The following is an 18543-nucleotide window of genomic DNA, read 5'->3' as shown; positions in this document are numbered from 1 at the left end:
CCCCGCCGATGCGTGTGCATCGGCGGGCGAACTATATGCCGTGATTAGGCCGAGAGCTTTGCGCGGCCTTTACCGCGGCGGTTCGACAGAATCGCGCGGCCTGCACGGGTACGCATACGCAGACGGAAGCCGTGCTTCTTAGCGCGACGGCGGTTGTTCGGCTGGAAAGTACGCTTGCTCATACTTTGTCTCCTTGATTTTTGCGGTTCGTGCCCTCATGGGTATCGGAACCGTACGCTTCTTGGTGCACGGAGGTACCGCGACTATTCGCAGTAGGCGGTGCACACACAACAGCACAACTTTAGAAGAGTGGAGGGCGTAAATCAAGTTCTTGACGCTTTTTTCCGCGTGATTCCGGGCTCGTTTGTGGTGTGGAGGCGGTGATTGCGGCGGGTGTACAGGCCGTGGAGATACTACGCGCTCTCGGGGTGTAAACCTGGGGATATTTATGGCAGCAGGATATCCACCATGGTGCATATCCCACCCAAACCCCCTACTATCGGTGAGTTATCCACATCCTTGAGCTTTTGGAGTTTTCCGCTAAATATCAGGGAAGAAGCCCCGTTATGCACTTAAATCCACCGCTTATCCACCCCTGTAATTACAAGTTTTCCACCGTGTGGAAAACTCTTGTGGATAACTTTCTCCCCCTGTGTATTAAGCGGGTAGAATCTTAATGACCTCGCGGTGGTTTCCGGCATGATTTCTTTACTGCACCACCGCTTCACATCGAGTGAAAGTAAAGAATTCCATGACCGACTCCCTTCAGGCGCGCTGGGCGCATCTGCTCTCCATTCTTGCCGCCGATCCGGCGGTAACGGCACGTCAGCGCGGTTTCGTGAATCTTGCGCAGCCTCAGGGATTGATGGGTTCTTCTCGCCTCATCATTGAGGTGCCGAATAAGCTCACCCGTGCGGTCTTTGAGGAGCAGATTAGCGCTTCGTTCCGTGCGGCTCTGCACGAGGCATTTGGCCCGTCGACCACCGCGCTTTTCGATGTGAATGAGTCGATGATTCCGGTTGAACCTGCAAATCAGGACGTTTTCCATGGTGAGCGTGAGGTGCCTGCTGAGCAGTCGCACGCACCTGCTGTCGTTCCGGCGGCTTCTGCGCATCCTGAGGCACCCGCCGGTTCGCGCGCTTTTGAGTACTACACGGAGCCACATCCGGGTCCTGACCACTACGAGGTGCCCGCTGATGAGCAAGTCACCCGCCCCTCCCTACACGCCTTGGAGGCGGAGCGTGCAGGATTCCCCTCCGCGCAGCAGGCTGCTCCGGTGGCTCCTGTTGCGGGTGCGCCTCGCGAGTACCCGGCACCCACTTTCGTTCCGGACGCCCCGGCGGTACCGGAGGCCCAGCAGGTGCATCCGCATGAAGACCCGGAAAACGCGCCGACTTGGGATAGCTCTGCCCGACTGAACCCGAACTACACCTTCGACACCTTCGTGATTGGTCAGTCCAACCGCTTTGCGCACGCGAGCGCTTTCGCGGTGGCGGAGCAGCCCGGCATTGTCTACAACCCGCTGTTCATCTACGGCGGTTCGGGCCTGGGTAAGACTCACCTGCTGCACGCAATCGGCCACTACACCAAGTATCTGTACCCGAATTTGCGGGTGCGCTACGTGAATTCTGAGGAGTTCACGAATGACTTCATTAACTCGATCCGTGATGATGAGGGTTCGTCGTTCAAGCAGATTTACCGCAATGTTGACGTTCTTCTGATTGACGATATCCAGTTTTTGGCGGGTAAAGAGGCGACGATGGAGGAGTTCTTCCATACGTTTAACGCCCTGTACAACCACCAGAAGCAGATCGTGATTACCTCTGATTTGCCGCCGAAGCAGCTGACCGGTTTCGCTGAGCGTATGCGTTCGCGTTTCGGTTCGGGCCTGAACGTGGATGTGCAGCCTCCGGAGCTGGAGACTCGTATCGCGATTCTGCGGAAGAAGGCTCAGAACGAGATTTTGCCGGTGCGAGATGACGTCATGGAGTACATTGCTTCCCATGTCACGGCCAATATTCGCGAGTTGGAGGGCGCTCTGATTCGTGCGAGCGCTGCCGCCTCGATGAAGAAGCCGCCGGAGCCCATTACCCTGGCTGAGGCTGAGACCTATCTGAAGGATTTGCTCTCTGATACCGGTGGTGCGGAGATTACGTCGGCGCTGGTTTTGGCGACGGTGGCGAAGTATTTTGATGTGTCCATTGAGGATATGCAGTCGAAGTCTCGCACCCGTACGCTCACGAATGCGCGCCAGGTGGCGATGTATCTTCTGCGTGAGCTGACCGAGATGTCCCTGCCGCGTATTGGTAACGATTTGGGCGGCCGCGACCATACGACGGTGATGCACGCGGTGCGTAAGGTGAGCGCACAGATGGCGGAGCGTCAAACGATTTTCAATCAGGTGACTGAGCTGACGAATTTGATTCGCCAGGAGCAGCGCGCCGCCGGCTAGATGTGCTTTTATTCCTGTCCCGTAGCTTATTTTGTGCCTCGACTAGGTGTTTTATAGGCTTCGGGGCAGGGGCTTCACGCTGGATCCAAGATTTTAGCGACTCTGAAAGCTAGATTTTTGGGGTGTGGATAAGCTGTGCTTTAACTCATGCGTTCGTGTGGATGTTAAGTGCATGAATATTCAAAAGGTGTGGAATTGAGGAAATGTATAAATATCCATACACAATGCATCCTCAGCATTGAGTGGTTTCTTCCACTTAATGTCCACAGGCTACTTCCGTGTCATTGCAGGCAAGGAAGGGGTTTTCCACCGTTTCCACAAGCGTTAACAATACTACTGTACTTAAAGAAAAAATCCTCCCCATAACAAGTAGTTCTGCTCGACCAACCGAGCTGGTTCAGATTTTTCTGTGTGCCCCTACTGAAAATGTAGATTTTCGCGGATTTGGATCGATAGCTGCACGCTATCTCTGGGGTTGGATGTGAGGGTTGGGTTTGAAGAAGAAACCAACACCGAACCATCACCTAATTCGAACCTGTTTTCGACTGGATTTGATGCACCTTCCGCCTATCTTTGTAATTACAAAAATACAGCAGCCCTACATGCCTCATCTCACCCGATTTTTCGCTGCAGGAGCGACCTCTGTGTCTCTGTGTAATTACAAAATCCGGTAGGATGGATAGACGCGCGCGCGGGAAGATGTACTGCGCACCAGAGCACGCGATATTTCCGGCTCTTTCGCCCATAAGCTTTACGTGCGCCCCAAAATGACTCTCCAATTCCGTGAAAGGCGCCTTCTCGATGAAATTCACCGTTGAACGCGATGTCCTTGCCGAAGCAGTCGGCTGGACGGCACGCTCACTTCCGCTGCGTCCCACCTCCCCCGTACTCAACGGTCTGCTGATTACCGCCTCCGCAGGTGAGGTCAGCATCGCAAGCTTCGATCACGAGACCAGCGCCCGCCAGGTCATCGCAGCTGACGTTGAATCAGAAGGCATTTGCCTGGTTCCCGGCAAGATTCTGGCTGAAATTTGCCGCTCCCTGCCGAACGCACCTGTCGAGTTCACCGCAGATGAGTCCGTGATTCGTATTCACTGCCGTTCCGCTAACTTCCAGCTGGCTGGCATGCCGGTCGTGGATTACCCCGAGCTTCCCGAACTGCCCGAAATTTCCGGTACCGTGGACGGCGCCGAATTCGCTGAGGCCGTCAAGCAGGTTCAGATTGCGGTGTCCAAGGACGAGACCCTGCCGCTGCTGACCGGTATCCGCGTGGAAATCAACGGTGACACCATGACCCTGCTCGCCACCGACCGCTACCGCCTGGCTATGCGCGAGATCAAGTGGAACCCGGTCAACCCCGAGGTTCAGGCGGCTGTGCTGCTGAAGGCTAAGACCGTCTCTGAGGTGGGTAGCACCCTCTCCGGTTCCGGCGATCTGTCTATCGCCCTGCCCGCAGCGGGTGAGCTGATCGGCTTCGCAGCGGGTACCCGCCGCACCACCAGCGTTCTGATGGACGGCGACTACCCCAACATCCGTGCGCTGTTCCCCGAACAGACCCCGATTCACGCGGTGGTTCGCACCTCCGACCTGGCTGAGGCTGCTCGCCGTATCTCCCTCGTGGCGGAACGCAACACTCCCCTGCGTCTGAAGTTCACTCAGGGTTCGGTTGCTATTGATGCCGGCCGCGGTGATGAGGCTCAGGCATCCGAGACTCTGCAGGCGCACCTGTCCGGTGATGACATCACCGTTGCGTACAACCCCGCCTACCTCTCGGATGGTTTGAAGGTTTTTGGTACCGAGTTCGTTCGTTTCTCCTTCACCGATGCGCCGAAGCCTGCCGTAATTTCCGGTCAGGATGAGCCTCTGGCTGAGGATGACCGCAACTACCGTTACCTGCTGATGCCGGTTCGCCTGCCGTCGAACTAGTTTCAGCGTCGCTACCCCGCACGTCTTTCGGTGCCCTATGCATCGTGGGTATGTGCGGGGTTGCGCTGTTTTTCTGTGTCCATTCGCGCGGAAAAACCTAGTGTTGTGACCTCTCACTGTGCCCTTCAGTCCGGTGCCGTGAAGCCCCCTAAAATAAGAACCCCCAGCTAAGAACCCGCGTATGAAACCCCGTGAAAGGAGCTTCCGGTGTATATCGACCATATTTCGTTGTTGGATTACCGCACCTATGCTCTGCTGAGCCTGCCTCTTTCGGCGGGAGTTACGGTGTTTCTGGGCTCTAATGGTGTGGGGAAAACCAATATTGTTGAGGCGATTGACTATGCGGCGTCGCTCTCTTCGCACCGTGTGAGCCATGACGGGCCGCTGGTTCGGGCGGGTGCTTCGCGCGCCTATATTCGCACCCGTACGGTGCGCGGTTCGCAGCAGACGGTGACCGAGTTTGAGATTGCTCCGGGGCAGAGTAACCGGGTGCGCATTAATCGTGCCGCGCCGGTGCGTGCCAAGGAAGCGCTGGGTATTGCCCGCACGGTGCTGTTCTCCCCGGAGGACCTTCAATTGGTGAAGGGAGACCCGGCGGGTCGTCGTCGTTTTGTGGATGATTTGGCCAGCTCTTTGCGTCCGGTGGTCTCCGGGTACCGTAGCGAGTATGAGCGGATTTTGCGGCAACGTAATTCGTTGCTGAAATCCATGCAACGTAAGGCGCGGGACGAGAACGCTTTGAGTACCCTGTCGGTCTGGGATGAGCAGCTGTCGACCCTGGGCGCTCAGCTGCTTTCTGCGCGTTTTCGTCTGTTGCAGCGTTTTTTGCCGCAGCTTCGCCGCGCCTACGCGGGGCTGACGGACGGCTCTAAAGAGGTCGGTTTCAACTATGAGTCGACTGTTTTTTCGAGCATGGGTGAACGCTCTATCGAGCATGCGGCGCTGATGCGCATTGAGGACCTCAAGGAGGCTTTGATGCGCGGTTTTGCGGAGCGTCGGCGCGATGAGATTGAGCGCGGCGTGACCCTGGTGGGTCCGCATCGTGAGGATATTACCCTGCTGCTCGGTGGTATGCCGGTGAAGCATTTTGCCTCGCACGGCGAGAGCTGGTCTTTTGCGCTGGCGCTGAAACTGGCGTCCTGGTTTGTGCATGTTGAGGATGATTCCTCGGCGGGTTCTTCGCCGATTCTGATTCTTGATGATGTGTTTGCGGAGCTTGATTCTGCGCGCCGCCACCGCCTGGGTGCGATGGTTGCCGACGCGGAGCAGGTACTGATTACCTGTGCGGTGCTCAGCGATATTCCGGAGGAGCTGGGCGACTACCGCCTGGTGTCGGTGACGGCGGGGCACGCCGAGTATGTGCAGCCTGCCGCTGGTCCTGCCACCGACTCTGTCACTGACTCTGCGGGGCAGTCGAACTCGACCGTTTCTGCACTCGCAGAGGGTGATGGCGATGAGTAACCCCGTCCGCCCTCAAAACCATGTTTCACGTGAAACATTCGGTGAATTCGCGGAACCGCAGTTTGCGGAGCCTCAAAACCCGTACGAGGTTGACGGCGTGGGTGAGTTCTACCGTGACGAGGTGGACGCCCCCTCCGCCCTACTGACCCGTATGCGAGTGGCGGCTCAAGAACGCGGCGAGGCGCCCCTGAATGCCTTCTCTGCGAATAAAATCATGCGCGATTTTGGTGCGGTCATGTCTGGAACCGCCTCGAAGAAGAAATCGCGGCGAGCGCAGGGGTGGGACCCCCGCGTCATGGGTGGCTATAGCGGCCCTGGAGAGAGCTCTCGCGACCCCAAACCCCTTGGCGGCATCGTCAGCGCTCTGATCCGTTCTCGCGGCTGGAAAGAGCCCGTGGCAGTCTCTAGCGTGCTGGCTCGCTGGGCTGAGCTCGTGGGCCCTGAAATTGCGGCGCACACCCGCCCCATCAGCTTCGAAAACTCCATTGTTGAAGTCCAGTGCGACTCTACCGCCTGGACGACTCAGCTGCGCCTGATGCACGGGCACCTCATCGAACTTTTCCGCCGTGAACTGGGTGATGGTGTCGTGGCTCAGGTTCGCGTGCTGGGTCCGAACAACGGACGCTGGAATCAGCGAGGCTATCGGCGTGCCACCGGCATGCGCGGTGTGCGCGACACCTACGGGTAGCCTTCTGAGTGCCTCTGGTGCTCGTTCACCTTCTGAATGAACGGTGTTAGGTCAAAATAAGCCTTTTTCTGCACGCTATGAAAGCTTTAGAATCGCCAGCAACCCCCACGAAGTGGTGAACCGTATCCCCTACCTCAAAAGGGGGTTGAGGCACTCTAAACCGCCTTAGCGGGCTTTTGAGCGGGTGGTAGTGCCCAAAAAAGCTCAATATGTGACGCTTGTAGATGGTTTTATGCTCTCTTGCTCGGTAAAATAAAAGAGACAATGCGTAAAGTGTGCCCACCTATGGGTACCACCGGCACCGCGGGTTGTGCAGGCACTTTCTTGTGCCCTCTGTGAGGCGTTCTAGGCTCCGCTCTTGGCTGCCCGTAGCTTTCCTTTGCCGGTTGCATCATCTACTCAAGGAGTTCTGCCTCGTGGCATCTGAACAGAATGCATCTGAACAGCAGCATGAATACGGTGCATCCGATATTACCGTGCTGGAAGGTCTGGAAGCGGTTCGCAAGCGCCCCGGCATGTACATTGGCTCGACCACTGAGCGCGGTCTGCACCACCTGGTCTACGAGGTCGTAGATAACTCGGTCGACGAAGCGCTCGCCGGCTACGCCTCCAAAATTGACGTGACCATCCAGGCTGATGGTGCTGTTCGCGTAGAGGATGACGGTCGCGGTATTCCCGTGGATGAGCACCCCACCGAGCACAAGTCCACTGTTGAGGTCGTCATGACCGTGCTGCACGCTGGCGGTAAGTTTGGCGGTGGCGGCTACTCCGTTTCCGGTGGTCTGCACGGTGTGGGTATCTCCGTGGTGAACGCGCTGTCCACCCGCGTGATTACCGAGGTGCACCGCCAGGGCTACGCATGGCATATTTCCTTCTCCAACGGTGGTGTGCCGGATGGTCCCCTGCGCAAGGGTGAACCGTCCGATAAGACCGGCACTATCCAGACTTTCTACCCGGACCCAGAGATTTTCGAGACCGTCGAGTTCGACTTTGAGACTCTGCGCGCCCGTTTCCAGCAGATGGCATTCCTGAACAAGGGCCTGACCATCACCCTGACCGATGAGCGCGAGAAGTTCGTCGGTGACGAGGTTGCTGAAGAGAGTGAGAAGAAGGAAAACATCCTCAACCGCGTGCACGCGAACGCTGAGGGTTTCACGACTGTCACCTACCGTTACGACAACGGCCTGTTCGACTACGTACACTTCCTCAACGCAGGCGCGAAGACCATCGTGAACGAGGAGATTGTCTCCTTTGAAGCCGAAGACACTGAGCGCAATATGAGCCTGGAAGTGGCGATGCAGTGGACTGGCGCCTACAAGGAGTCCGTCTACTCGTACGCGAACACGATTAACACCCACGAGGGCGGTACTCACGAAGAGGGTTTCCGTGCCGCTCTGACCTCGCTGGTGAACCGTTACGCGCGTGAGAACAAGCTGTTGCGCGATAAGGACGATAACCTCACCGGTGAAGACGTGCGTGAGGGCCTGACCGCGGTGATTTCGATTAAGATTTCTGAGCCGCAGTTCGAGGGTCAGACCAAGACCAAGCTGGGTAACTCGGAGGCTAAGTCCTTCACCCAGCGCGAGGTGAACGATCACCTCGGCGACTGGTTCGGTCGTAACCCCGCGGTGGCGAAGGACATCGTGCGCCGCGCAATCACCGCCGCTCAGGCGCGTATTGCAGCCCGTAAGGCACGCGAGACGACCCGCCGTAAGGGCCTGCTGGAGACTAGCTCCATGCCCGGTAAGCTTAAGGACTGCTCCTCGAAGGACCCGTCGATCTCTGAGATTTACCTGGTGGAGGGTGACTCTGCGGGTGGTTCGGCTGTTCAGGGTCGCGACCCGAACACTCAGGCTATTCTGCCGCTGCGCGGTAAGATCCTGAACGTTGAGCGCGCTCGCCTGGACCGTGCCCTGTCCAACGCTGAAATTCAGGCGATGATTACCGCTTTCGGTACCGGCATTGGTGACGACTTCGATATTGAGAAGGCACGCTACCACAAGATTGTTCTGATGGCGGATGCGGACGTCGACGGCCAGCACATTACGACCCTGCTGCTGACTCTGCTCTTCCGCTTTATGCGTCCGCTGATTGAGGCGGGTTACGTGTACCTGGCTCAGCCGCCGCTGTACCGCATCAAGTGGTCGAACGCTCCACACGATTATGTGTACTCGGACGCTGAGCGTGATGAGGCTCTGGCTCGTGGTGCGGCGAAGAACCTGCGCCTGCCCAAGGATAACGGCATTCAGCGTTACAAGGGTCTGGGTGAGATGGACTACACCGAGCTGTGGGATACCACCATGGATCCGGCTCGCCGCACCCTGCTGCAGGTGAAGATGGAAGACGCAGCGGCGGCTGACCAGATCTTCTCTGTTCTGATGGGCGAGGACGTTGAAGCTCGCCGTGAGTTTATCCAGCAGAACGCAAAGGACATTCGATTCCTCGATATCTAGCCCGAAACGGCATATGCCCCGTATGGAATATGCCAAATGAGCTATATAGCCGAGCGAGTCATTGAGGAATGAGAAAGTAATGAGCGAAGAACAGCAGAATAAATCCACTGAGGTTGATGTAGTTAGCAACGGTGGCGCTGAAAATGTAGACCACCACGGTCACATTGAACAGGTGGACCTGCAGACCGAAATGCAGCGTTCCTACCTGGACTACGCAATGGCGGTTATTATTGGCCGCGCCCTGCCGGATGTGCGTGACGGCCTCAAGCCCGTGCACCGCCGCGTGATCTACGCGATGTACGACGGCGGCTACCGCCCGGACCGATCCTTCAATAAGTGTGCCCGCGTGGTTGGCGACGTGATGGGTCAGTTCCACCCCCACGGCGATATCGCTATCTACGACACTCTGGTGCGTCTGATTCAGAGCTGGATTATGCGTTACCCGCTGGCTCTGGGTCAGGGTAACTTCGGCTCCCCCGGTAACGACGGTGCTGCAGCGCCTCGATACACCGAGACCAAGATGGCTCCCATTGCTCTTGAGATGGTGCGTGACATCAACGAAGACACCGTTGATTTCCAGCCCAACTACGACGGCAAGTCCCTGGAGCCTACCGTTCTACCCGCGCGCATCCCGAACCTGCTGGTCAACGGTTCTTCGGGTATTGCTGTGGGTATGGCGACCAATATTCCGCCGCATAACCTGCGTGAGGTTGCTGAGGGTGTGGAGTGGTTCCTGAAGAACCCGCACGCCACCAATGATGAGCTGCTGAATGCTCTGATGGCGCGCATTAAGGGCCCCGACTTCCCGACCGGTGCACAGATTCTGGGTACCAAGGGTATTGAGGATGCGTACCGTACTGGCCGCGGCTCTATCACCATGCGCGCGGTGGTCAACGTGGAGGAAATCCACGGTCGCACCTGCCTGGTGGTTACCGAGCTGCCGTACCAGGCGAACCCGGATAACCTGGCGATTAAGATTGCTGAGCTCATCAAGGACGGTAAGGTCACCGGCATCGCGGATCTGCGCGATGAGACTTCGGGCCGTACCGGTCAGCGCCTGGTGATTGTGCTCAAGCGTGATGCTTCCCCGAAGGTTGTGCTGAACAACCTGTACAAGCACACCCAGCTGCAGGAGAACTTCTCCGCGAATATGCTCGCCATTGTTGATGGTGTGCCGCGTACCCTGTCCCTGGACGCGTTTGTGCGTCACTGGGTGGATCACCAGATGGACGTTATCGTTCGTCGTACCCGTTACCGTCTGCGTCAGGCGGAGGAAGAGGCGCACATCCTGCGTGGCCTGCTGAAGGCTCTGGATGCTCTGGATGAGGTTATTGCCCTGATTCGCCGCTCCCCCACCGCTGATGAGGCGCGTAGCGGCCTGATGGAGTTCTTGCAGATTGATGAGGCTCAGGCTCAGGCAATTCTGAACATGCAGCTGCGTCGTCTGGCTGCCCTGGAGCGTCAGAAGATTCAGGATCGTCACGATGAGCTGATGCGCATGATCGCTGAGTACAACGCGATTATTGCTTCGGAGACTCGCCAGCGCGAGATTATCTCTGAGGAGCTGGGTGAGATTGTGAACCGCTACGGCGATGAGCGTCGCACCCAGATTATGTACGGCTACAACGGCGACATGTCCATGGAAGACCTCATCCCCGAGGAGGAGGTCGTGGTGACGATTACTCGCGGCGGCTACATTAAGCGCACCCGAAGTGATCAGTACCGTAGCCAGCACCGTGGTGGTAAGGGCATTAAGGGTGCCTCGCTGCGCGGTGATGACGTGGTGGAGCACTTCTTTGTGACCACTACGCACAGCTGGATTCTGTTCTTCACGAACTTGGGTCGCGTGTACCGTGCGAAGGGTTATGAGCTGCAGGAAGCCGGTCGTGACGCGAAGGGCCAGCACATTGCGAACCTGCTGGAGTTCCAGGGCGGTGAGCATATTGCTCAGGTCATGGAGCTGAAGAGCTATGAGGATGCTGAGTACCTGGTGCTTGCTACTCGCGGCGGCATGGTGAAGAAAAGTCGCCTGAGCGATTACGATACGAACCGTACTGCCGGCCTGATTGCGATTAACCTGCGTGAGGGCGATGAGGTTGTTTCGGCGTTCACCGTTTCGGATAAGGACGATATTCTGCTGGTGTCGCGTAACGGTATGTCGCTGCGCTTCCACGCTGATGATGCGTCGTTGCGCCCGATGGGTCGTTCGACCTCCGGTGTGACCGGTATGAAGTTCCGTGAGGACGATGAGCTGATTTCTGCGAATGTGGTTACTGAGGGCTCCTTCGTCTTCGTGGTCACTGAGGGTGGTTACGCGAAGCGTACGAGCGTGGATGAGTACCGCGTGCAGGGCCGTAACGGTTTCGGCATTAAGGTTGCTAAGCTAGTTGAGGATCGTGGCGCCCTGGTGGGTGGCCTCATCGTGGACGAAGAGGACGAGGTGCTGGTGGTTATGGCCAGCGGCAAGGTCGTTCGTTCTAACGTGAATGAGGTTCCTGCGAAGGGACGCGATACTATGGGTGTTATCTTTGCAAAGCCCGGTAAGGGCGATTCTATTATTGGTGTTGCACGCAACCAGGATCGTCAGCTGGATGATAGCGACGATGAAACCACTGAGAACACCGAGGCTTCGGAGTCTTCTGAGGCGCCCGGTACGGACAACGAGGGTGAAGCGGCGGCTGCCGATCTCACCGCTACTGGAGGTAACTAATGAGCAGCACTCCCGCGAGCTCCTCTCCTGCGTCGGCACAGCGTTCGGCGTCGGCTGGCGCATCTAAGTCTTCGGGCGCGGCTAAGGCTGGCGCGCGTCGCCCGGCTCAGGCGCGTTCGGGCCAGGCTCGTCCTGGCGGTACCGCTAAGCGTCCTGCCGGCAAGCGCCCTGTAAACGCTAAGCGTCCGACCGGTTCACGCCGTCAGTTGGTGCGTCCGGCGCCGCGTTCGAAGATTCGTCGCGCGCGTCTGGTGGTTCAGAAGGTTGATACGTGGTCGGTTGCTAAGCTAATCTTCCTGCTGTCTATTGCCCTGGGTATCGTGACCGTCGTGGCTTCGGTGATTCTCTGGCTGTTCCTGCAGGCTTCTGGCGCGTTTACCGGTGTGAACCAGCTGATTAGCTCGCTGGGTACCGGTTCGACCACTGTGGATATTTCGCAGATGATTTCGCTGGGTCAGGTTGCTTTGGTGACTACTATTTTTGCTGTGGTCAACACTGTGGTCTTTACTCTGCTGGGTATGATTGGCGCGATTCTGTACAACCTGGCTGCGAAGCTGGTTGGTGGCGTGACCTTGACTCTGAGCGATGAGTCCTAGTTTGTAGCTTTTGAGCTTTGTGTGCGGGCGGTGCTGTCTCTGGTGGAGGCGGTGCCGCCCGTTCTGCATGCCCCGCTCTGTATGCTCGGGAACCCCCCAATATTAAAGTGTGATGCAGAACATGCTTTTTCGATTTGGTGTTGCCTGCAAACACCTGTATAGTTATATCTCGTTCTACGGAAGAAATTCCGCAGAAGGAGGGCGTATAGCTCAGACGGTTAGAGCGCTTCGCTGATAACGAAGAGGTCCCAAGTTCGATTCTTGGTACGCCCACTCCACACTATGAAAGGCAATAATGAAGAAATTATTGATTCTTGCTGTTCTTTCGTGTGTCACTGTGATGGTTCTGAAAAAGTACCAGAGCAATGAAGTCGTAAAGGCTTGGAAAAATAACTAAACAGTGGTTTCCGCTGAGACGGGGGCGTGGCGCAATTGGTAGCGCATCTGCTTTGCAAGCAGAGGGTTAGGGGTTCGAGTCCCCTCGCCTCCACTTTCCGGTGATTATAGCAAGAGGGAAACGCCTGGTTCCATTCCGAACCCAGAAGCTAAGACTCTTCGCGCCGATGGTACTGCACTTTTGAGGGTGTGGGAGAGTAGGTCATCGCCGGTTTATTTTTGAAAAAGACCCCGTATCGAAAGATGCGGGGTCTTTTGTTGTATCTGCTGATGTGAATCAGTGGATCCGGTATGGGTGCCTCGTGAAGCTAGTGTGTTGTGTGTACTGCGGACTGGTGGCCGGGGTTGTTTCTTTTCGATGCTGAAGCGTGCGCCGCTATAGAAAACCAGCTACCGCAGAGAACTTGCGCCGCCGAAACCCCAGTACTGTAACCCCAGTGCCGCAAAAAACCCACAGGGGCATCCTGTACGGGTAGCTTGGTGGCCCAAATGAGGTCTAAACAATAAAGGTGTGTCACAAAAAGAAAGCTGGGAGGTTCCTGAAAGTGAACACTTGGTGAACACACTTTAGCCTCTTGATGGATATAATCACCCCTCTCCCCCTCACTCTCGCATAAGCCACATAAACCAACTTAAGCATTCCGATATGTGCACCCTTTTTTCCGCGGAATATCGGGAGAGTTTCCCCTAAAATATGGGCTCTATAGTAAAACCCTCACGGAAACCCGCTCAATACTGTGGGTTTATCTGTTATTTCGTGTTAATTCGGAATACTTTAGATTTCGCGAAAACCGACAGATAATTTTCTTGTGACTACAGAACTCATTATTCTCGTGATCGTGGTGCTGACCGCGCTCGCCTTCGACTTTACGAATGGCTTCCACGACACCGGCAACGCGATGGCAACCTCCATCGCCACCGGTGCGCTGAAGCCTAAGACCGCCGTGGCGCTGTCTGCGTCCCTGAACCTCGTTGGCGCGTTCCTCTCTGTTGAGGTGGCGCGTTCGGTCGGTAGCGGCATCGTGAACCTGGACCGTATCGATGTAACAACGGACGGTCCGGCATTGATGCTCATCGTCTTTACCGGTCTGGTGGGCGGTATCCTCTGGAATGTTTTGACCTGGCTTCTGGGTCTTCCCTCCTCCTCCTCGCACGCTCTGTTTGGTGGCCTGATTGGTTCGGCTATTGTCGCTATCGGCTTTGACGGCGTGCAGTGGATGGGTGTTCTGTCCAAGATTATTGTTCCCGCGGTCCTCTCCCCCGTCATTGCGGCTATTGTGGCGGCAACCGGCACCTGGCTGGTTTACCGTATTGCTGCCCCGGTGGCTGACGACCGTAAGCACGGCGGCTTCCGCAAGGGACAGGTTGCGACCGCATCCCTGATGTCTCTGGCGCACGGTACCAACGATGCGCAGAAGACCATGGGCGTGATCTTCCTGGCTCTGGTTGCTTCGGGTACTCTGAGCAACGATGACGCGATCCCCCTGTGGGTGAAGGCTTCCTGCGCTATTGCTATTGCTCTGGGTACTTACCTGGGCGGTTGGCGCATTATCCGCACCCTCGGTAAGGGCATCGTTGAGGTTGACACCCCGCAGGGTGTTGCTGCTGACGGTGCATCCGCTGCGATTATTCTGACTTCCTCCCACTTCGGTATGGCTCTGTCGACCACTCACGTGGCGTCCGGTTCGATTCTGGGTAGTGGCCTGGGTCGTAAGGGTGCTGAGGTTCGCTGGTCTGTTGCTGGCCGCATGGTGGTTGCTTGGCTGATTACTCTGCCGGCTGCCGCGATTGTGGGTGCTCTGACCTGGTTGATTGGTCACGGCCTGAATGCTCTGACCGGCACCCAGTTTGTTGGCGAAATGACCGTGTTCGCTCTGCTGGTGATCTTCTGCTTCCTGATGTGGCGTCATTCCCAGAAGGACAACATTGACGCTTCGAACGTGACTGGCGACTGGGATGAAAAGGAAGGCGCTGCAGTCACCAGCGCTGAGGCATCCGCAGAAGCCCAGACCCTTGCTACTGGGAAGGCAGGTTCGTAGTCGTGGAATATCTGATGGACATTGTGAACAAGGTTATTCCGGTGCTGATTGCCGGTTTGTTCTTTGGCGCGGGCCTTCCGGCGCTCTATGCGCTGGGTCTGCGTATGCTGGCTGGTCGTACCGAGTACACCGCGGACGGCAAGCTCGTTGAAATTGAGCCTCCGGGAACGGCGGCGAAGATTGCTGCGTTCTGCATTTTTGCTATTATCGTAGCAATCGTAATCATCGGTATTCTCTGGGTCGCTAAGGACTTTATCGACCACACTTTCGGCTGGAATATCTTCGGCGTAACCGGTGGAGGCCACTAATCCCGTGAACACTAAATTGCATATGATGACTGCTTCGAAGGAGGGGCTCGATGCCTGATAAGAGCATGATCTCTCGAGTAATCGACTGGCTGAGCGTCGGGTATCCCAAGGATGTTCCGGTGCAGGACCGCGCGGCAGTGATGGCTATTTTGAAGATGCGTCTGACCGATGAGCAGCTGCAGGAAGTTGTTCGCCAGCTCATGCAGTCCCGTGCTGCCCGTGGTGAGGCGTATGTGAGTGACCAGCGCATTAATGAGTACATTCGCCGCGTGGTGGACCATACTCCGACTCCTCAGGATATTGACCGCGTCGCTAAGATTCTTGGTGCGCACGGCTTCCTGATTGCGGAGAACCATGTGAATGAGGACGCCGAGCCTACGGCTGGCGGTACCGAGTACGTGACCTACGATGATCCGACGACCGGTGAGATTCGTATCGCTGAGTTGGCTGCCGAGTCGGCTAATATTCCGGCTCCGAACGCTACTGCTGCGCAGGACGACTAAATAGCCTGCTGTGAGAGGTGAAAACTCTCATGAATCTTGTGACCTATGGGGTGGACTCAAGTCCACCCCATAGGTTTTCTTTATGCCCTTGCGATGGATGCGCAGCGGGTTGTCGGCATGCGCATAGGTGCGGGCGGTATTCTAGAGGGACTTCACTCCCCTCAAACCGTTGGTGGGCTTTGCGCTCGCCCTGCATCCTGGAGATTCTGTGTCTTCTTCCCCTTCTTTGGAACCCGAGAACTCTCACATTCCCGATACTTCTACCCGGGGAGCCTCTCAGGGCTCTTCTGAGGCAGCATCCGTTGCCGCTGAGGACTCTGTGACTAAGACCCCCTCTACCCGCGTAGATGCCGCTAAAGAGGCTATTGCCGGGCAGGTGCGCCGCCTCGTGGTGCCCCGCCGTTCCCTGCTTCTGACCGGCGGCGTGGTTGCCGCCGCCGGGGTGCTTGCCGCAATGCCGCAGATCGCCGCCACCGGTGTGCTGGGCGAGGATGCTGCGGTGGTGGTTTCAACGGAGAAGCTGTTGGCGCGTCGTGAGCGTCTGGTGCGTGAAAATATCGATACCCGCTACCTGAAGATTGAGTCGCTGGGGCGTATTTATGTGGGTAAGGGGCGTAGTGAACAGGACCTGCGTCTGGTGGGTTCTTTCTCCCTCACGGCGGCGGCACAGGCCGATTTGGCGGCGGCTGCTACGGCTCTGACTAATCTGTCCGTTTACGGTTCTTTGCACCGGCTGAGCGTTACCTATGGCGGTGTGGATTTGGCGAATGACCCGCAGAACGTTGCTAATACGGTGACGGATGCGCCGGTGAGCCCACTGCGAGTCAATGATTCGGCGACTTTGAAAGAAGAGCAGTGGCTGAAGGTACTGACCGCTAACGCAGCGCTGGGAACTAATGCGAGCTACGCTCAGGTGGGGCTGCTTGCGGATGAGCTGCGCCTGAACGCTGTGGTGATTGATGAGAACTATGAATCCCTGATGAAGCGTTTCCGTGCGCTAGCTGAGCTGGATTTGAAGAATGAGCGGGTACAGCAGATTCATCTGAATATTCAGTTGGCTCCGGAGAAGGCGCTGAGCCTGCCCTCGGGTGCGCAGTCGAAGATTTCGGTGAGTGTTGCCGAGTCTTCACGCGTGGCAACGGTTGCTGATGTGCTGTCGAAGGCTGCCACGAAGAAGGAGCTGAACACTTTGGCCTCGTTCTCGCTGGTGTGGAATGCTCGTGAGAAGTACCCCTCGGCGAGCCAGTGGGATGCGTTCAAGCTGGGCTTCAAGGCGCCGGAATCGAAGGAGGAGTCTGCGAAGGAGGCGCAACGCACTGCGGTTCGTAAGTACCTGCAGGAAGTTAGTGGCCCCCTGCAGGCTCTGACGAAGCGTGAGGCAACAGTGCCGGGTGAGGTTATTACCTAAACCCCTCAGTAATGTGATGGGTCTAACTAAAAAAATGTGCCTGGGGATTTGGTGAAGCCACAAAAGGTGTTATAGACTAGTAGAGCACCGCGGGGGCGTGGCGCAATTGGTAGCGCATCTGCTTTGCAAGCAGAGGGTTAGGGGTTCGAGTCCCCTCGCCTCCACTTTCCGGTGATTATAGCAAGAGGGAAACGCCTGGTTCCATTCCGAACCCAGAAGCTAAGACTCTTCGCGCCGATGGTACTGCACTTTTGTGGGTGTGGGAGAGTAGGTCATCGCCGGTTTATTTTTGAACCGAGAACCCCATGTCGAAAGACATGGGGTTCTTTGTATATCCGGGTATGTTAGGGGAAATACCGCAGGGTGCACCCGGGGAGATTCAGTGCTCTATCTTTAGCTCCTCCTCTCGCCCCTGTCCCCCCTAAAAAACAAACACCCCGAAAAAATAAACTAATAGCCGCCCGTCAGAGTAAAACTCTAGCGGGCGGCTATCTCTCACAATGCGCTCCCTCACGCCGCTAGCGGCGCCTCAGAACGTGTAGAGAAGAAAATGCGGGGAATAACGCTTATGCGTTCTTCCAGGGGTCCTCCACGGGGCGAGCTGCGTTGTAGGCTGCGGCGCCTGCAACACCCAGAGCAACCAGCAGACCCAGGAACGCCAGGCCCTTACGGGGGCGCTTGCCGCCGTTACGCTCAATACGAGCCAGTTCCTTCTCAGCGGCGCGAACGGTCTTTGCGGTAGCCTTACGAGCCTTCTTCAGGGCCTTCTTGTTGCCGGTCAGCTTCTCAGCGAACATCTCAGCGGTCTTGCCTTCCAGCGCGGACTCAACAGCAGCCAGAGAAGAGACGATAGCCTGAGCCTTAGCAGCCTTGCGTGCCTTACGCTTCTTGCAGCAGAACATGGGGTGACCTCCATCGGTTGAAATGCGCCAGCGACCAGAAAACGCCGCCGCGCGCGTAGTGTTCACCTCTCAGGATATTCAATTCCCGCCCAAAAAGCCCGCCCAACGGTGCGCCCGGGGCGAAAAAACATGTTAGATGGCGAATGAGCGCCGCCCCGTGCCACAATAGAGCCATGACTAATGCAACTGCTAAGGCAACTATCCACACTAACTACGGTGACATCGTCGTCGAGCTCTTCGGCAACCACGCACCGCTGACTGTTGAGAACTTCATCGGCCTCGCTGACGGCTCCCGTCAGTGGAAGCACCCCCGCACCGGTGAAATCATGAACACCCCCCTGTACAAGGACGTCGTGTTCCACCGCATCATCAAGGACTTCATGATTCAGGGTGGTGACCCCCTGGGCATGGGCGTTGGTGGCCCCGGCTACCAGTTCAAGGACGAGATTCACCCCGAACTCTCCTTCTCCAAGCCCTACCTGCTGGCAATGGCTAACGCAGGCCCCGGCACCAACGGTTCTCAGTTCTTCATCACCACCGTTGAGACCCCTTGGCTGAACGGCCGCCACACCATCTTCGGTGAGGTTACCGACGAGGCATCCAAGAAGGTTGTTGACGCTATTGAGGGCGTTGAGACCGGCTTCCAGGACCGCCCGGTCAAGGACGTTGTCATCTCCTCGATCGACATCGAAAAGCTCTAA

General features: G+C 56.9%; 14 protein-coding genes, 3 tRNA genes and 2 rRNA genes. 17 read left to right on the top strand and 2 right to left on the bottom strand.

The features are described from left to right. Positions 1–44: 44 nt before the first annotated feature. Positions 45–182: a 50S ribosomal protein L34 gene (rpmH, locus tag HMPREF2894_RS08770; protein ID WP_049332235.1), complete on the bottom strand. Its 138-nt coding sequence runs from the start codon at positions 180–182 to the stop codon at positions 45–47. A 569-nt stretch (positions 183–751) separates the two neighbouring features. On the opposite strand from rpmH, the gene dnaA reads away from it, so the two are divergent. From dnaA to rrf (HMPREF2894_RS08690), 16 genes are all read left to right on the top strand, one after another. Then, a complete protein-coding gene (gene dnaA, locus HMPREF2894_RS08765) occupies positions 752–2452 on the top strand; it encodes a chromosomal replication initiator protein DnaA (RefSeq protein ID WP_049341944.1) in 1701 nt (566 codons plus the stop codon). A gap of 801 nt (positions 2453–3253) precedes the next feature. Next, complete coding sequence (gene dnaN / locus HMPREF2894_RS08760; protein ID WP_070678864.1) at positions 3254–4378, top strand: DNA polymerase III subunit beta; 1125 nt, start codon at positions 3254–3256, stop codon at positions 4376–4378. Positions 4379–4585: 207 nt separating this feature from the next. Then, a complete protein-coding gene (recF, locus tag HMPREF2894_RS08755; protein ID WP_049341946.1) occupies positions 4586–5839 on the top strand; it encodes a DNA replication/repair protein RecF in 1254 nt (417 codons plus the stop codon). Continuing rightward, positions 5832–6527 carry a DciA family protein gene (locus HMPREF2894_RS08750; protein ID WP_049341947.1) on the top strand — a complete coding sequence of 232 codons (696 nt, stop codon included), beginning with the start codon at positions 5832–5834 and terminating at the stop codon, positions 6525–6527. Before recF ends, HMPREF2894_RS08750 begins: the two co-directional genes overlap by 8 nt. Positions 6528–6943: 416 nt before the next feature. Beyond that, positions 6944–8980 carry a DNA topoisomerase (ATP-hydrolyzing) subunit B gene (gene gyrB / locus HMPREF2894_RS08745; RefSeq protein WP_044149968.1) on the top strand — a complete coding sequence of 679 codons (2037 nt, stop codon included), beginning with the start codon at positions 6944–6946 and terminating at the stop codon, positions 8978–8980. Between the two features lie 79 nt (positions 8981–9059). Continuing rightward, entirely contained in the window at positions 9060–11690 is a 2631-nt protein-coding gene (gene gyrA, locus HMPREF2894_RS08740; protein ID WP_070678861.1) for a DNA gyrase subunit A, read from the top strand. Beyond that, positions 11690–12286, top strand: coding sequence for a DUF3566 domain-containing protein (locus HMPREF2894_RS08735; protein ID WP_005508012.1), 597 nt, complete (start codon positions 11690–11692; stop codon positions 12284–12286). Before gyrA ends, HMPREF2894_RS08735 begins: the two co-directional genes overlap by 1 nt. 199 nt (positions 12287–12485) lie before the next feature. Continuing rightward, positions 12486–12559 (top strand) — tRNA-Ile (locus tag HMPREF2894_RS08730). A gap of 144 nt (positions 12560–12703) precedes the next feature. Next, positions 12704–12776, top strand: a tRNA-Ala gene (locus HMPREF2894_RS08725). 3 nt (positions 12777–12779) lie between these two features. Beyond that, positions 12780–12896: ribosomal RNA gene (gene rrf, locus HMPREF2894_RS08720) — 5S ribosomal RNA — on the top strand. A gap of 595 nt (positions 12897–13491) precedes the next feature. Beyond that, a complete protein-coding gene (locus HMPREF2894_RS08715; RefSeq protein WP_049358266.1) occupies positions 13492–14721 on the top strand; it encodes an inorganic phosphate transporter in 1230 nt (409 codons plus the stop codon). A gap of 14 nt (positions 14722–14735) precedes the next feature. After that, complete coding sequence (locus HMPREF2894_RS08710; RefSeq protein ID WP_044149971.1) at positions 14736–15029, top strand: hypothetical protein; 294 nt, start codon at positions 14736–14738, stop codon at positions 15027–15029. Positions 15030–15079: 50 nt separating this feature from the next. Continuing rightward, positions 15080–15532, top strand: a complete 453-nt coding sequence (locus HMPREF2894_RS08705) for a DUF3349 domain-containing protein (RefSeq protein WP_012902638.1) — start codon at positions 15080–15082, stop codon at positions 15530–15532. 208 nt (positions 15533–15740) lie between these two features. After that, positions 15741–16940 (top strand): acetamidase, encoded by a 1200-nt coding sequence (locus HMPREF2894_RS08700; RefSeq protein ID WP_239662310.1) that lies wholly within the window; start codon positions 15741–15743, stop codon positions 16938–16940. 91 nt (positions 16941–17031) lie between these two features. After that, positions 17032–17104, top strand: a tRNA-Ala gene (locus HMPREF2894_RS08695). A 3-nt stretch (positions 17105–17107) separates the two neighbouring features. Then, positions 17108–17224, top strand: a 5S ribosomal RNA gene (gene rrf / locus HMPREF2894_RS08690). 282 nt (positions 17225–17506) lie between these two features. On the opposite strand, the gene HMPREF2894_RS08685 is transcribed toward rrf (HMPREF2894_RS08690), so the two are convergent. Then, positions 17507–17842: a hypothetical protein gene (locus HMPREF2894_RS08685; protein ID WP_005504118.1), complete on the bottom strand. Its 336-nt coding sequence runs from the start codon at positions 17840–17842 to the stop codon at positions 17507–17509. A 173-nt stretch (positions 17843–18015) separates the two neighbouring features. Here HMPREF2894_RS08685 and HMPREF2894_RS08680 point away from each other — a divergent pair, with 173 nt between their 5' ends. Further along, a complete protein-coding gene (locus HMPREF2894_RS08680) occupies positions 18016–18543 on the top strand; it encodes a peptidylprolyl isomerase (protein ID WP_005508008.1) in 528 nt (175 codons plus the stop codon).

The sequence above is a fragment of the Rothia sp. HMSC066G02 genome (assembly GCF_001813145.1).
Lineage (GTDB): Bacteria > Actinomycetota > Actinomycetes > Actinomycetales > Micrococcaceae > Rothia.
Note: the sequence above shows the minus strand (reverse complement) of the source record. Positions and strands in the feature narration are given on the sequence as shown.

Coding starts and splice junctions, on each gene's coding strand:
- HMPREF2894_RS08750 (WP_049341947.1), top strand. CDS start 5,832: ATGAGTAACCCCGTCCGCCCTCAAAACCATGTTTCACGTGAAACATTC.
- gyrA (WP_070678861.1), top strand. CDS start 9,060: ATGAGCGAAGAACAGCAGAATAAATCCACTGAGGTTGATGTAGTTAGC.
- dnaA (WP_049341944.1), top strand. CDS start 752: ATGACCGACTCCCTTCAGGCGCGCTGGGCGCATCTGCTCTCCATTCTT.
- HMPREF2894_RS08705 (WP_012902638.1), top strand. CDS start 15,080: ATGCCTGATAAGAGCATGATCTCTCGAGTAATCGACTGGCTGAGCGTC.
- HMPREF2894_RS08735 (WP_005508012.1), top strand. CDS start 11,690: ATGAGCAGCACTCCCGCGAGCTCCTCTCCTGCGTCGGCACAGCGTTCG.
- HMPREF2894_RS08710 (WP_044149971.1), top strand. CDS start 14,736: ATGGACATTGTGAACAAGGTTATTCCGGTGCTGATTGCCGGTTTGTTC.
- HMPREF2894_RS08680 (WP_005508008.1), top strand. CDS start 18,016: ATGACTAATGCAACTGCTAAGGCAACTATCCACACTAACTACGGTGAC.
- dnaN (WP_070678864.1), top strand. CDS start 3,254: ATGAAATTCACCGTTGAACGCGATGTCCTTGCCGAAGCAGTCGGCTGG.
- HMPREF2894_RS08685 (WP_005504118.1), bottom strand. CDS start 17,842: ATGTTCTGCTGCAAGAAGCGTAAGGCACGCAAGGCTGCTAAGGCTCAG.
- rpmH (WP_049332235.1), bottom strand. CDS start 182: ATGAGCAAGCGTACTTTCCAGCCGAACAACCGCCGTCGCGCTAAGAAG.